The sequence below is a fragment of the Pseudomonas putida NBRC 14164 genome, from assembly GCF_000412675.1.
GTDB lineage: Bacteria > Pseudomonadota > Gammaproteobacteria > Pseudomonadales > Pseudomonadaceae > Aquipseudomonas > Aquipseudomonas putida.
Genome location: NC_021505.1, coordinates 4,199,839 through 4,215,100 on the forward strand (window position 1 = coordinate 4,199,839; position 15,262 = coordinate 4,215,100).

General features: G+C 64.0%; 10 protein-coding genes. 4 read left to right on the forward strand and 6 right to left on the reverse strand.

The features are described from left to right. The first annotated feature begins 18 nt into the window (after positions 1 to 18). Positions 19 to 735 (forward strand): glycerophosphodiester phosphodiesterase, encoded by a 717-nt coding sequence (locus PP4_RS18605; RefSeq protein WP_016500730.1) that lies wholly within the window; start codon positions 19 to 21, stop codon positions 733 to 735. 48 nt (positions 736 to 783) lie between these two features. Here PP4_RS18605 and sthA read toward each other — a convergent pair whose 3' ends face one another. From sthA to PP4_RS18620, 3 genes are all read right to left on the reverse strand, one after another. Beyond that, positions 784 to 2,178 carry a Si-specific NAD(P)(+) transhydrogenase gene (gene sthA, locus PP4_RS18610; protein WP_016500731.1) on the reverse strand — a complete coding sequence of 465 codons (1,395 nt, stop codon included), beginning with the start codon at positions 2,176 to 2,178 and terminating at the stop codon, positions 784 to 786. A 203-nt stretch (positions 2,179 to 2,381) separates the two neighbouring features. After that, positions 2,382 to 3,380 (reverse strand): FAD:protein FMN transferase, encoded by a 999-nt coding sequence (locus PP4_RS18615; protein WP_016500732.1) that lies wholly within the window; start codon positions 3,378 to 3,380, stop codon positions 2,382 to 2,384. Between the two features lie 211 nt (positions 3,381 to 3,591). Then, on the reverse strand, positions 3,592 to 5,055 hold the full coding sequence (locus PP4_RS18620; protein ID WP_041167813.1) for a glyceraldehyde-3-phosphate dehydrogenase: 1,464 nt from the start codon (positions 5,053 to 5,055) through the stop codon (positions 3,592 to 3,594). 167 nt (positions 5,056 to 5,222) lie between these two features. Between PP4_RS18620 and mfd the strand changes: the two genes are divergently transcribed. Genes mfd through PP4_RS18635 form a run of 3 tightly spaced genes read left to right on the forward strand, consistent with a single transcriptional unit; the run spans position 5,223 to position 12,576 of the window. Beyond that, a complete protein-coding gene (gene mfd, locus PP4_RS18625) occupies positions 5,223 to 8,672 on the forward strand; it encodes a transcription-repair coupling factor (protein ID WP_041167814.1) in 3,450 nt (1,149 codons plus the stop codon). 9 nt (positions 8,673 to 8,681) lie between these two features. Further along, a complete protein-coding gene (locus PP4_RS18630) occupies positions 8,682 to 9,254 on the forward strand; it encodes a CsiV family protein (protein WP_016500735.1) in 573 nt (190 codons plus the stop codon). Between the two features lie 4 nt (positions 9,255 to 9,258). Beyond that, the gene (locus tag PP4_RS18635; RefSeq protein WP_016500736.1) at positions 9,259 to 12,576 is read left to right on the forward strand and encodes a DEAD/DEAH box helicase; all 3,318 of its coding nucleotides are present in this window, start codon (positions 9,259 to 9,261) and stop codon (positions 12,574 to 12,576) included. A 196-nt stretch (positions 12,577 to 12,772) separates the two neighbouring features. Here PP4_RS18635 and nagZ read toward each other — a convergent pair whose 3' ends face one another. Genes nagZ through PP4_RS18650 form a run of 3 tightly spaced genes read right to left on the reverse strand, consistent with a single transcriptional unit; the run spans position 12,773 to position 15,066 of the window. Next, positions 12,773 to 13,771, reverse strand: a complete 999-nt coding sequence (gene nagZ / locus PP4_RS18640; RefSeq protein ID WP_172439606.1) for a beta-N-acetylhexosaminidase — start codon at positions 13,769 to 13,771, stop codon at positions 12,773 to 12,775. A 22-nt stretch (positions 13,772 to 13,793) separates the two neighbouring features. Beyond that, the gene (locus tag PP4_RS18645; RefSeq protein ID WP_016500738.1) at positions 13,794 to 14,318 is read right to left on the reverse strand and encodes a L,D-transpeptidase; all 525 of its coding nucleotides are present in this window, start codon (positions 14,316 to 14,318) and stop codon (positions 13,794 to 13,796) included. 40 nt (positions 14,319 to 14,358) lie between these two features. Beyond that, positions 14,359 to 15,066, reverse strand: coding sequence for a TetR/AcrR family transcriptional regulator (locus tag PP4_RS18650; RefSeq protein WP_016500739.1), 708 nt, complete (start codon positions 15,064 to 15,066; stop codon positions 14,359 to 14,361). Between the last annotated feature and the right edge of the window lie 196 nt (positions 15,067 to 15,262).

Here is a 15,262-nt window from a genome sequence, read left to right on the forward strand (position 1 = left end):
TGATTTGAAGGAACGAACGTGACCCTGATCTACGGCCATCGCGGCGCCAAGGGCGAAGCGCCCGAGAACACCCTGCACAGCTTCCGCCAGTGCCTGTCCCACGGCGTCACGCGCTGCGAACTGGACCTGCACCTGTCGGCCGACAACGAGCTGATGGTGATCCACGACCCAACCCTCAAGCGCACCACCGGCCGACGCGGCAAGGTGGTCGATCACCCAGCCGCCGACCTGGTGAAGATCGATGCGCGCAACGGCGGCCCGGGCCACGTGCAGCCCTGCCCTATCCCGAAACTGGAAGAGCTGTTCGAGAAATGCCCGTTCGAGCACTGGCAGCTGGAAGTGAAAAGCGCTTCGCGCACCCGCGCCGCCACTACCGTGCTGGCGATTCGCGAACTGGCCCAGCAATACGGCCTGCTGGACAAGGTCACCATCACCTCCAGCTCACGCGAAGTGCTGGGCGCGGCCGTGGAGCTGGTGCCGGACGTGAAACGCGGGCTGGTCGCCGAGTACGCCTGGCTCGACCCGCTGAAGGTGGCACAGAACTACGGTTGCGAGCTGCTGGCATTGAACTGGACACTGTGCACCCCCGAGCGCCTGCTGAAAGCACAGGGCCAGGGTTTGCACGTGTCGGTGTGGACGGTCAACGAACCCGCGCTTATGCGCCGGCTCGCTGACTTTGGCGTGGACAGCCTGATTACAGACTTTCCCGGTTTGGCCAAGACCACCCTCGGGTAGGGTTGAAATCGGTCTCTCCGACCGGCTCAGGCCACCGGTCGGAGCCGCTCAAAAAAGCCGGTTCAGGCCGTCGTAGGCAGCTACCCGGTAGGCTTCGGCCATGGTCGGGTAGTTGAACGTGGTGTTGACGAAGTACTTCAGGTTGTTCAGCTCACCCGGCTGATTCATGATCGCCTGGCCAATGTGGACGATTTCCGAAGCCTGGTAGCCGAAGCAGTGTACGCCGAGGATTTCCAGGGTTTCACGGTGGAACAGGATCTTCAGCATGCCCTGCGGCTCGCCGGCGATCTGCGCACGCGCCATGCCCTTGAAGAAGGCCTTGCCCACTTCGTACGGCACCTTGGCCTGGGTCAGTTCCTGCTCGTTCTTGCCGATCGAGCTGATTTCCGGAATGGTGTAGATGCCGGTCGGTACGTCGTTGACGAAGCGCCAGCTGCCGTTGTCGACGATGCTGCCAGCCGCAGAGCGACCCTGGTCATGGGCGGCACTGGCCAGGCTCGGCCAGCCGATCACGTCACCGGCGCCGTAGATGTTCGGCACGGTGGTGCGGTAAGCCTGGTCAACCTCGATCTGGCCACGACTGTTGACCTTGATGCCGATGTTTTCCAGGCCCAGCTTGTCGGTGTTGCCGGTACGGCCGTTGCACCACAGCAAGGCGTCGGCCTTGATCTTCTTGCCCGATTTCAGGTGCAGGATCACCCCGTTGTCCAGGCCTTCGACGCGCTCATACTCTTCGTTGTGGCGCACGGTGATGTTGTTGTTGCTGAAGTGGTAGCTCAGTGCCTGGGAAATTTCCGAATCCAGGAAGCTCAACAACTGGCCACGGTTGTCCACCAGCTCTACCAGCACGCCCAGGCCGCTGAAGATCGACGCATATTCGCAACCGATCACGCCAGCGCCGTACACGATCAGCTTGCGCGGGGTGTGGCTGAGGCTGAGGATGGTGTCGCTGTCGTAGACGCGCGGGTGGTGGAAGTCGATATCGGCCGGGCGGTACGGGCGCGAGCCGGTGGCAATGATGATGTGCTTGGCGTTGAGCTTTTCGACCACACCGTTCGGGCACACCACTTCAACGGTTTGCTCGTCGGCGAAGCTGCCGGTGCCGAAGAACACATCGACACGGTTGCGGGCGTAGTAGCCGGTGCGCGATGCCACTTGCTTGGAAATCACCTTCTCGGCGCTTTTCAGCACGTCCGGGAACGAGAACCAGCGCGGCTCACCGATGGCCCGGAACATCGGGTTGGTGTTGAACTGCATGATCTGCCGCACCGAGTGACGCAGTGCCTTGGACGGGATGGTACCCAGGTGCGTGCAGTTGCCACCGACTTGGCGACGGTCATCGACCATCGCTACCTTGCGCCCTGCTTTGGCGGCGTTCATTGCCGCGCCTTCACCGGCCGGGCCAGAACCCAGCACCACTACGTCGTAGTTGTAGACAGCCATGCGTACTCCTTCAGAACTGCCCGCAAGCCACGGTCGCTCGCGGGGCGCGATCATGCCGCCGGGGCGTCATGAGAAAATTCGGGTGCAGTCTAATCAAGCGTGAACGCCGCGCACATTAACCCTTGGTCGCGTCGTAGGCCAATTTTGCCCGCACTACATATGGTTCACCCATTCCCTGGCGGCAATCATCCCTGCCTGCGCTTTCAATCGCCTTTCACTGCCCGTTCGAATGCGGGCGTAGCTCGAGAGACGAAGCCACCCTCGGCCCGAGTCACCAATACCGCGGCCAGGCCATGCGCCACGGCATAATCCCAGCCACGCTCAGGGCCAAGGATCAGCAGCAGTGTCGAGTAGCCGTCGGCCTGCAACGCCGAGACATCCAGCACGGTGGCTGCGGCCAGGTCGTGCTGCACAGGGCGCCCGAGACGGGCATCGAAGGTGTGCGAATAGCGCCGGCCATTCTCCTCGAAATAGTGCCGATAGTCACCCGAGGTTGAGACCGAAAGGCCATTGACCGCAATGATCTGCCGGGCGATCTGACGGTCTTCGCGGGGCAATTCCAGGGCGATCCGCCAGGGGCTGCCGTCGGGTTTGCGGCCAACCGCCTTGAGCTCGCCAGTGGCCTCGGCGACAAAACTGGCGACACCCATGGCAAGCAGGCGCGCGGCGATCAAGTCCACGGCATGGCCGGCGGCGATGCTGTTGAAGTCGAGCTGCACCGGGGCGTCCTTGCACAGGGCCTGGCCTTCGATATGCAAGTGCCGATGACCCACACGCTGACGAACCTGGGCCAGTGCTTGCGGGTCGGGCACCTGCTCGTGGCGGGCCTGGGGGCCGAAGCCCCAGAGGTCGAGCAAGGGCTCGACGGTGAGGTCAAAGGCGCCATCACTTTGCTCGGCCAGGTGCTGGCCGAGGGCAACCAGCTCGAGCATGTCGGGCGGCAGGGCCAGGCACTGGTTGGCGGGCAGCTGGTTGAAACGGCTGACGGTGGAGTCGCTGCGGTAGGTGGAATAGTGCCGGTCGATGTCGCCAAGGATGGTTTCGACCGCCGCCTGTACCTGGGCCGGCGCCGGGCCACCGGGCTCGCGGACGTATTGGATGCTGTAGCTGCTACCCATGGCCGGGCCACCCAGGCGCTCCAGGGTGGGGCCCTGGTCGCAGGCGGTGAGCAGCAGGAGGATGAACAGTAAGGCTATGCGCAAGGTTCGGGCTCTCGGTTGCCTGCACTGGCCTCATCGCCGTCCAAGCCAGCTCCCACAAGTACTGAGCCGAGCCTGATGACTGTGCAGTACCTGTGGGAGCTGGCTTGCCGGCGATGAGGCCAGTACAGACACAGTAGATGCCCGATCAGTTCATCAGGCAAAAAAAACGGGAACCCGAAGGTTCCCGTTTTTTCATTGCCTTACAAGCGAATCAGCGTGGAAACGCTGGCGGGTTCACACCGGCCATGTCTTCCATCACGCGAACCACCTGGCAGCTGTAACCGAATTCGTTGTCGTACCAGACGTACAGGACAACGCGGTTGTCGTTGGCGATGGTGGCTTCAGCATCAACCACACCGGCGTGGCGCGAGCCAACGAAGTCGGTCGAAACCACTTCCTGCGAGCTGACGTAGTCGATCTGCTTGTGCAGCTCCGAGTGCATGGCCGTCTGGCGCAGGTACTCGTTGATCTCGTCGCGGTTGGTGGCCTTTTCCAGGTTCAGGTTCAGGATGGCCATCGATACGTTTGGCGTCGGCACACGAATGGCGTTGCCGGTCAGCTTGCCCTTCAGCACTGGCAGCGCCTTGGCAGCAGCAGTGGCGGCGCCGGTTTCGGTGATGACCATGTTCAGCGGCGCGGCACGACCACGGCGGCTGCCCTTGTGGAAGTTGTCGATCAGGTTCTGGTCGTTGGTGAACGAGTGAACGGTTTCGACGTGGCCGTTGATGATGCCGTACTTGTCGTTGACCGCCTTCAGCACCGGCACGATGGCGTTGGTGGTGCAGGAGGCCGCCGAGATGATCTTGTCATCAGCAGCGATGTCACCGTGGTTGATGCCGTGCACGATGTTCTTCAGCGCGCCCTTGCCAGGTGCGGTGAGGATCACGCGGGCAGCGCCCGGGCAGGCCAGGTGCTGGCCAAGGCCGTCGGCATCACGCCATACGCCGGTGTTGTCGACGATCAGCGCGTTGTCGATGCCGTACTGGGTGTAGTCGACTTCGCTCGGGCTCTTGGCGTAGATAACCTGGATCAGGTTGCCGTTGGCGGTGATGGTGTTGTTGGCTTCGTCGATGGTGATGGTGCCATCGAACGGGCCGTGTACCGAGTCACGACGCAGCAGGCTGGCACGCTTGACCAGGTCGTTCTCGGCGCCTTTGCGCACGACGATGGCACGCAGGCGCAGGCCGTCGCCGCCACCGGTCTTCTCGATCAGGATGCGCGCCAGCAGGCGGCCGATGCGGCCGAAGCCGTACAGGACAACGTCGGTGCCTTTGCGCGCCGAAGCGTTCTGCTGGCCAACCACGTCGGCCAGCTCTTCACGGACGAACTGCTCGGCAGTGCGGCCATTGCCTTCCTGCTTGAACTTGTTGGCCAGCTTGCCCAGGTCGACCGAAGCGGCGCCCAGTTTCAGCTCGCTCATGGCCTTGAGCAGGGGGAATGTCTCGTGGACGGACAGTTCGGTTTCGTCGGTTTGACGATGACGCGCAAAGCGGTGCGCCTTGAGGATCGAGATAACCGAACGGTTGATCAGGCTACGGCCATAAATCGAGCTCACCACGTTATTGTTGCGGTAGAGCTGACCGATAAGCGGGATCATCGCTTCAGCCAGAGCTTCACGATCAATCCACTCACCAAGACACTGGTCGGGCTTCTGAGTCACGGGAACCTTCCACATGTAGGGACAGAAAAAAGGGGCTACATTATGACGCCCCGACGCGGAACCGGCAATGAGCGCCTGTCGTAGCGATGCAAGCCAGCGTTCACGCCCTTTCGAGCCTGACAGCCGGCACGCTCACCGGTACAATCGGTGTCTTTGCCGCAACGCTTGGAGTGCAATCTCCCGTGTCAGTTCTGCGCCTACCGCACATGTCGGCCACGGCCGGCAAACAAACCTGGGGTAACCTGCCCGGTGCCGCCCTCAGCCTTGCCATCGCCGAGGCTGCCAGCAACGCTGGCCGCTTCACCCTGCTGCTGACCGCCGACAGCCAGGCCGCCGACCGTCTGGAGCAGGAACTGCGCTTCTTCGCCCCCGACCTGCCAGTGCTGCCGTTCCCCGACTGGGAAACCCTGCCCTACGACCTGTTCTCGCCACACCAGGACATCATTTCCCAGCGCATCGCCAGCCTGTACCGCCTGCCGGAGCTGAGCCACGGCATCCTGGTGGTGCCGGTCACCACCGCCCTGCACCGCCTGGCGCCCACGCGCTTCCTGCTGGGCAGCAGCCTGGTGCTGGACGTGGGCCAGACCATCGACGTGGAGCAGATGCGCACGCGTCTGGAGGCCAGTGGCTATCGTTGCGTCGACACCGTCTATGAACATGGCGAGTTCGCCGTGCGCGGCGCGCTGATCGACCTGTTCCCGATGGGCAGCAGGCTGCCCTACCGCATCGACCTGTTCGACGACGAGATCGAGACACTGCGCACCTTCGACCCCGAGACCCAGCGCTCGATCGACAAGGTGGATTCGGTGCGCCTGCTGCCGGCACGCGAATTTCCCATGCAGAAAGAGGAAGTGACCCGCTTCAAGGCACGCTTCCGTGAACGCTTCGACGTCGACTTCCGCCGCAGCGCAATCTTCCAGGACCTGGCCAGCGGTATCATCCCTGCCGGCATCGAGTACTACCTGCCGCTGTTCTTTGAAGAAACCTCCACCCTGTTCGACTACCTGCCAGCCGATACCCAGGTGTTTTCGCTGCCCGGTGTGGAACAGGCCGCCGAACACTTCTGGAACGACGTGCGCGGGCGTTATGAAGACCGCCGCGGCGACCTCAGCCGCCCGCTGCTGCCGCCCGCCGAGCTGTTCATGCCGGTGGAAGACTGCTTCGCCCGGCTCAAGCAATGGCCGCGGGTGGTGGTCAGCAGCGAGGACATCGAACCGGGCGTGGGTCGCGAGCGCTTCCCGGCCCGCGCCCTGCCCAACCTGGCCATCGAGGCCAAGGCCAATCAGCCGCTGGCCGAACTGGCCAGCTTCCTCGACCAGTTCCCCGGCCGCGTGCTGTTCACCGCCGAGTCGGCCGGCCGCCGCGAAGTGCTGCTGGAGTTGCTGGAACGGCTGAAACTGCGCCCGCACACCGTCGACGGCTGGGCCGACTTCATCACTGGCAGCGAGCGCCTGGCGATCACCATCGCCCCGCTGGATGACGGCCTGGTGCTGGACGACCCAGGCCTGGCCCTGGTCGCGGAAAGCCCGTTGTTCGGCCAGCGAGTGATGCAGCGCCGCCGCCGCGACAAGCGCGGCGAAACCGCCAACGACGCGGTCATCAAGAACCTCACCGAGCTGCGCGAAGGCGCGCCAGTGGTGCACATCGACCATGGCGTGGGCCGCTACCTGGGCCTGGCCACCCTGGAGATCGACGGCCAGGCTGCCGAGTTCCTCACCCTGGAATACGCCGAGAACGCCAAGCTGTACGTACCGGTGGCCAACCTGCACCTGATCGCCCGCTACACCGGCAGCGACGATGCCCTGGCACCATTGCACCGGCTGGGCTCCGAGGCCTGGCAGAAAGCCAAGCGCAAGGCCGCCGAACAGGTGCGCGACGTGGCCGCCGAACTGCTCGACATCTATGCCCGCCGCGCCGCGCGCAAGGGTTATGCGTTTGCCGACCCGTCCGCCGACTACGCCACCTTCAGCGCCGGCTTCCCGTTCGAAGAAACCCCGGACCAGCAAACCGCCATCGAGGCCGTGCGGGCCGACATGCTCGCGCCCAAGCCAATGGACCGTCTGGTGTGCGGCGACGTCGGCTTCGGCAAGACCGAAGTGGCCATGCGCGCAGCGTTCATCGCCGTGCACAGTGGTCGCCAGGTAGCGGTGCTGGTGCCCACTACCCTGCTCGCCCAGCAACACTACAACAGCTTCCGCGACCGTTTTGCCGACTGGCCGGTGACCGTGGAAGTGATGAGCCGCTTCAAGTCGGCCAAAGAGGTGGCCGCCGCCGCCGCCGACCTGGCCGAAGGCAAGATCGACATCCTCATCGGCACCCACAAGCTGCTGCAGGACGATGTGCGTTTCAAGGACCTGGGCCTGGCCATCATCGACGAAGAGCACCGCTTTGGCGTGCGCCAGAAGGAGCAGCTGAAGGCCCTGCGCAGCGAGGTCGACATCCTCACCCTGACCGCCACGCCGATCCCTCGCACGCTGAACATGGCAGTGGCCGGTATGCGCGACCTGTCGATCATCGCCACGCCGCCGGCGCGCCGCTTGTCGGTGCGCACCTTCGTCATGGAGCACAACAACAGCACCGTGAAGGAGGCGCTGCTGCGTGAGCTGCTGCGCGGTGGCCAGGTGTACTACCTGCACAACGATGTGAAAACCATCGAAAAATGCGCCGCCGACCTTGCCGAACTGGTGCCCGAGGCACGTATCGGCATCGGCCACGGGCAAATGCGCGAGCGCGAGCTGGAACAGGTGATGAGCGATTTCTACCACAAGCGCTTCAACGTGCTGGTGGCGTCGACCATCATCGAAACCGGCATCGACGTGCCCAGCGCCAACACCATCGTCATCGAGCGCGCCGACAAATTTGGCCTGGCGCAGCTGCACCAGCTGCGTGGCCGGGTCGGCCGTAGCCACCACCAGGCCTACGCCTACCTGCTGACGCCTACCCGGCAAAAAGTCAGCGCCGACGCTGAAAAGCGCCTGGAGGCCATCGCCAACACCCAGGACCTGGGTGCCGGTTTCGTGCTGGCCACCAACGACCTGGAAATCCGCGGTGCGGGCGAGCTGCTGGGCGAAGGTCAGAGCGGGCAGATCCAGGCGGTGGGCTTCACCCTGTACATGGAAATGCTCGAGCGCGCGGTCAAGGCGATCCGCAAGGGTACCCAGCCAAATCTGGAGCAGCCGCTGGGCGGCGGCCCGGAGATCAACCTGCGCCTGCCGGCGCTGATCCCCGAGAGCTACCTGCCCGACGTGCATGCGCGGCTGATCCTGTACAAGCGCATTGCCTCGGCCGCTGACGAAGAAGGCCTAAAGGACCTGCAAGTGGAAATGATCGACCGCTTCGGCCTGCTGCCAGAGCCGACCAAGAACCTGATGCGCCTGACTTCGCTCAAGCTGCACGCAGAAAAGCTCGGCATCAAGAAAGTCGATGCAGGCCCCAATGGCGGCAAGCTCGAGTTCGAAGCCGAAACCCCGGTCGACCCGCTGACCCTGATCAAGCTGATCCAGGGCCAGCCCAAACGCTACAAGTTCGAAGGCGCCACCCAGTTCCGCTTCCTGGTCCCGATGGAACGCCCCGACGAACGCTTCAATACCCTGGAGGCGCTGTTCGAGCGCCTGACACCACAGCCTGCCTAAGGAAGATCCATGCGTGCCATCCGTTGCCTGACCCTGCTGCTGGCGCTGTTCGCGCCAGCCGCCTTCGCCGAAGGCCTGTATCAGGTAGAAATGATTTTGGTGCGGCAGAACAGCGTGCCTGCCTTCACCAGCCCGTTTTCCCCTGAAGACTGGAGCGCCGGTGCCCCGCGCCTGGCGAAGGACGCCGAGCGCCGCCTGGCGTTGGAAGACGAAGCCACCCGCCTGGAAGCCACTGCCGACTACACCGTATTGATGCACAAGGCCTGGCAGCAGCAGGTCGGCAGCGAGCCTGGCCGCATCGCCCTGGGCGAAGGCACCGAACAGTTCGGCCACTTCCCCATCGAAGGCAACCTGAGCATCGCCGAAGGCCGCTTCATCGCGGTCGAGGCCAACTTCTGGGTCAATCAGCTGGACAGCAACGGCAACGTCCTGCAAAGCGAGCAGTTCAAGCAGAGCAACAGCAACGTCAAGGGCGGCCAGCTGACCTTCCTCGACGGCGGGCACCTGGCGGTGCTGCTGAAAGTCACGCCACCGGGCACGCCGAAAATGCCGGTGATGGACCCGGAGATGATGGAGCAGTAAGCCGATGAAGCAAGATGCCGCCGAGATGGTGAACGCTTATCCGAACTGGACCCAATCGTTCAGCAAAGCTGCCCTGCAACGCGGTGAGCGCTATGCCGAGGAAGGCAGGGTCGAACTGGAAGGCTTCTATGGGCCGACCATCACGGCCAATTGCCAAGGGAGTGGCGACAACCACTATCGGCAAAGCATCGAGTTGCACGTAGCCGGCGGCCGTTGCCATGTGCACGGTGAATGCGATTGCCCTGTAGGGCAAAACTGCAAGCATTGCGCCGCTGCACTGTTCTGCATAAGCGACCCTTGGTCCAATCATGAGGCCACGCAAGCCGACCCGGGAACGTTGTCCGCCGAACTGCAGCACTGGTTGAGCGGCCTGGAACAGGCCCCGCCCAAGCCCAACGCAACCGAAGACAAACGCGGGCGCATGGTGTGCTACCAGCTCGATCTCACCGATGATGCCGGCTGCGCCCTGCTGGTGCGCAAGGGCACGCGAACCGAGGACGGCATACGCTTCAGCCGCGTCCAGTCACTTTACGACTTTCTCTACGAGCCACCGCGCTTCGTGACGGAAGAAGACACCCGCATTCTCCGCCTGCTCTCGGCCCTGAATCAGGGCGGCGGCCAGGACCGCGGCTATAAACTGAAGGGCCAGGAAGGTGGCGAGTTGTTCCAGCGCGCACTCGAAACCGGGCGCATGTTTTACGATGTCGGCTTCCCACCGCTTCATCAAGGCCCGGTGCGCCGTGCCGAGTTTCGCTGGGTACGCCTGGACAACGGAAACTACCGGGGACTGTGGTACAGCGGCGAGGAAATGCTGCACTGCGTCATCCCGCTGCTGCCACTTTACTACTTCGATCTGCTGACCAGTGAAGTGGGCAAGGTCGAGCACAGCCTGGATCCGCATGTCGCCGTGCAGCTGACTATTGCCCCCGATGTACCCGAGCACCTGGTCGTACCCCTCAGCCACAAGCTCAATGCCCTCAGCCACAAGGTGCCGACGCCGACGCCAGTGCAGGAGCAGTTGCTCGATCACATCCAGCCCAAGCCCCTTCTTTCGCTCGGCAGCCTTGAATACACCGCATACATGCCGAAAACCGGTCGCATGCAACGGCAAATGCAACATCGCGCCGCATTGGCATTCGACTATGACGGTTTGCAGGTCAGCGGCACCGACGAGAAGCCGCTGACCCGACTGGCGGGCAGCACCAGCCAGCGAATTCGCCGACAGCCGCAAGCCGAGCTGGCCCTGCGCAAGGCGTTACGTGACCTGGGCTTCAAACCCGCCACTCGCCAGAGCAAGGCCCTGCCCGACAGTGCCGGCGAAATGTTCCAACTGCCCGACGACGAAGCCTGGCTGCGCTTCGCCCGTGAGGGCCTGCCACGCCTGCGGCAAGCCGGTTGGAACATAGACGTCCACCGTGACTTCGCCTTCAACCTGCAGGAGGTGGACGACTGGTACGCCACCATCGACGAAGCGCCCGGCCATGAATGGTTCGACCTGGAACTGGGCATCGTGGTCGACGGCCAGCGTCACAGCTTGCTGCCAATCGTGCTGCAACTGCTGCGCAGCAGCCCGGAGCTGCTGCGCCCCAACGAACTGGCCCGGCGCAGTGACGATGAACACCTGCTGATCGACCTGAACCGCGGCCGCCTGGATGCACCGGCGTTGCGCGTCGCCCTGCCCTACGGCCGCATCAAGGCCGTGATGGGCACCTTGGGCGAGCTGTACCTGCACGAAGACACTGCGGGCCCGGCGCTGCGCATGGAGCGCGCCGACGCCGCGCGCCTGAACGACATCGAAGGCCTGCCCCTGCACTGGGAAGGTGGCCAGCACGTGCGCGATCTGGGCCGCCGCCTGCGTGATGCCCGCGACCTGCAAGTGGCCCCACCCGCCGGGCTGCAGGCCAGCTTGCGCCCCTATCAACAGCAGGGCCTGAACTGGCTGCAGGCACTGCAAGAGATGGGCACCGGGGGCATCCTCGGTGACGACATGGGCCTGGGCAAGACCCTGCAGGCCCTGGCACACCTGCTGCTGGAGAAAGAGGCCGGGCGCCTGGAGGCACCAGCCCTGGCGGTCATGCCCACCAGCCTGATACCCAACTGGCTGGACGAAGCCCAGCGCTTTGCCCCCGACCTGCGCGTGCTGGCACTGCATGGGCCGGGTCGCAGCAAGCATTTTGCCAAGCTGCATGAATACGACCTGGTCCTGACCACCTATGCCCTGGTGCCACGCGACCTCGAACACCTGCGCGCCCAGGCCTGGCACGTGCTGGTGCTGGACGAGGCACAGAACATCAAGAGCAGCACCAGCAAGGCCGCCCTCGCCGTCTGCGAGCTACAGGCCGGCCAGCGCCTGTGCCTGACCGGCACGCCGATGGAAAACAACCTGGGCGAGCTGTGGTCGATCTTCCACTTCCTGATGCCCGGCTGGCTGGGCGATGTCAAACGCTTCAACCAGGACTACCGCACCCCGATCGAACGCCATGGCGACGCTGAGCGGCTGGGCCATCTGGTCACGCGCATCCGCCCGTTCCTGCTGCGCCGCACCAAGGAGCAGGTGGCCACCGAGTTGCCGGCCAAGACCGAGATGGTGCACTGGGTCGAGCTCAGCGACGCCCAGCGCGATACCTACGAGGCGGTGCGGGTGGCCATGGACAAGAAAGTCCGCGACGAAATCGCCCGCAATGGCGCGGCACGCAGCCAGATCGTCATCCTCGACGCGCTGCTCAAACTGCGCCAGGTGTGCTGCGACCTGCGGCTGGTCAAGGGCGTGGAAAGCAAAGGCAACCAGGCCGACAAGGGCAAGCTGGGCGCACTGCTGGAAATGCTCGACGAGCTGTTAAGCGAAGGGCGCCGGGTGCTGCTGTTCTCGCAGTTCACCTCGATGCTGGCGCTGATCCAGCAGGAGCTGGAAAAACGCAGTATCCGCTACAGCCTGCTGACCGGTGATACACGGGACCGTCGCACGCCTGTGCAGCAGTTCCAGCAGGGTGACAGCGAAGTGTTCCTGATCAGCCTCAAGGCCGGTGGCGTGGGCTTGAACCTGACGGCCGCGGACACGGTGATCCACTTCGACCCCTGGTGGAACCCGGCCAGCGAAAACCAGGCCACCGACCGCGCCTACCGCATTGGCCAGGACAAGCCGGTGTTCGTGTTCAAGCTGATTACCCGGGGTACGGTTGAAGAGAAGATCCAGTTGCTGCAGCAGGAAAAAGCGGCGCTGGCAGCCAGCTTGCTGGATGGCGGGCAGGCTGGGCAATGGCGCATGGGCGATGAAGAAATCGAGGCACTGTTTGCGCCATTGCCAGGCAAGCGCGGGCGGTAATTCAGCATGTTGTACTGCCTGTACTGGCATCTTCGCGGGTAAACCCGCTCCCACAAGGACCGCACCGCTGCCGAGGGCTACGCAGTACCTGTGGGAGCGGGTTCACCCGCGAAGAGGCCAGCACAGGCACAACACCGACCTTAAAACCGGCATCGTACCTGTGGGAGCGGGCATGCCCGCGAAGAGGCCGGCGCAGTCAATCGACCAGCTGAGCTTCCTTCAACGCCCCCAACGCCTCCAGCCAGCGCGGCTGTTGGCGATAGTCGGTCCGCGCAAACCCTTGCCCGCGCATCCGCGCAATCCGCGGCGATGGCTTGACCTTCATGCGCTGCGCCGCACTCAGGGCCAGCTCTGCTGCCGCTCGGTCATTGCACACCAGGCCCATGTCACAGCCGGCGCTCAATGCCGCCTCGATACGGCTGGCCGCATCACCCACCACATGCGCACCGGCCATCGACAGGTCATCACTGAAGATCACCCCGTCAAAGCCCAGCTCGCCGCGCAGGATGTCCTGCAGCCAACGCCGGGAGAAACCGGCTGGCTGGTTGTCGACCTGCGGGTAGATGACATGCGCCGGCATCACCGCCGCCAATTGCCCGCTCAGGCGCGAGAATGGCACCAGGTCGACCTGGCGCAATTGTTCAAGGCTGCGCTCATCGGTGGGAATGGCCACATGCGAGTCAGCCTCGGCCCAGCCATGCCCCGGGAAGTGTTTGCCACAGGCAGCCATGCCCGCCGCATTCATACCGCGAATGAACGCCCCGGCCAGTTGCGTGGCACGCAGCGGGTCACCCTCGAAGGCACGGCTGCCGACCACGGCGCTACGCTGGTGGTCCAGGTCGAGCACCGGGGCAAAGCTGAGGTCCAGGCCAACCGCCAGCACCTCGGTCGCCATCAGCCAACCGCACTGCTCCGCCAGGTATTCGGCGTTGTCATTGTCGGCCAGCGCACGCATGGCCGGCAGGCGCACGAAACCCTGACGCAGACGCTGCACGCGACCACCTTCCTGGTCCACCGCCAGAATCAGGTCGGGGCGGATGGCACGGATCGACGCGCACAGCTCACGCACCTGACGCGGGCTGTCGATGTTGCGGGCAAAGATGATCAGGCCGGCCACTTCGGGTTGGCGCAGCAAGTGACGGTCTTCGGCGGTCAGCCATTTACCGGCGATATCCACCATCAGGGAGCCTTGCAGGCTGACGGTCATAGGTAATCCTTCATTGCAGAACGAGAGAAGCCCAATCAGGGCATGCGGCCTCTGCGACCTGCACCGGGCAATGCAACCCGATACGGTCGAACAGGCCAAGCAAGTCAGTGTTGCGCAGGCGTATGCAGCCATGGGACAGCGCTACGCCCATGGGTTCCGTATCCGGAGTGCCGTGCAGGTAGATAAAGCGCCGGAAGGTGTCGACCGCGCCCAGGCGATTGACGCCAGGTTCGCAGCCGCTTAGCCAAAGGATGCGAGTCAGGATCCAGTCGCGCCCGGGGTATTGCGCGTGCAACGCCGGCGACCACACCTCACCCGTCCAGCGCCGCCCGACCAGCACCGCATCAAGCGGCAGGCCCGCGCCGATCTTCGCCCGCACCTGGTGCAAGCCACGCGGCGTGCAGCCCGAGCCATTGCGCTCGCCGGCACCGTTGCGCGCCGTGGAAACCGGCAGGCGCACGCGCAGCTGGTCACGGGCAAAGCCATACAGGCATTGGTCGGCGAGGGAAATGTGCAGCAGGTCGAGATCGGGCATGGGCGCTAGCTTAGCCGAAGCGCCCTGCCCCGCCCAGCCTTCAGGCCTTGGCGGTGATCGCGGTAGTCTTGCTGCGTGGTCGCAGCTGCGCCGTGGCCATGGCCTCGTCGGTGACGCCGCTGTCGGCACGCATGCCTGCGGCCAGGAACGGTACCATCAGGCGCATCACCTGCTCGATCGAGGTGTTGATGCCAAAGTCGGTCTCGGCAATTGCCCGCAGGGCCTTGATACCGGACATGCTGAAGGCGGCGGCACCCAGCATGAAGTGCACGCGCCAGAACAGTTCCAGTGGCGGAATACGAGGCGCGGCCTCGTTGACCAGCAGCATGTAGCGGCGGAACACTTTGCCGTACATGTCTTCCAGGTAACGCCGCAGGTGGCCCTGGCTCTGGCTGAAGGCCAGGCCCAGCAGGCGCATGAAGATCGACAGGTCGTTATTGCTGCGAGGCTGCACGGCCAACGCCTGCTCCACCAGCATTTCCAGCAGTTCTTCGAGGCTGGGCTTGTGCTCCGGCTTGGCCTGGCGCCGCTCCAGTTCGCGCTCGAGGCTGGCGCAGAACGGCCCGAGGAAGCGCGAGAACACGGCCTGGATAAGTGCCTTCTTGGAGCCGAAGTGATAGTTGACCGCCGCCAGGTTGACCCCGGCCTTGCTGGTGATCAGCCGCAACGAGGTCTCGGCGAACCCCCTTTCCGCGAACAGCTGCTCGGCAGCATCGAGAATGCGTTCAACGGTTTCCGATTGGGCCATGACTACTCCGCGTGCTCCGCCAGACAAACAGGTGTTTGAAACATACGTTTCAGGCCTGCTTCTGTCAAGGCTCGGTGACCGGGCGGTCGCCATTTAAAAGCAGCCTGGCTGCGGGCTGCAAGCGCCACCGCTCAGGTTTATTGCGCCATTTGGCTTGCAGCGCATCCAGTACTGTATATAATCCCAGTCACTGTAC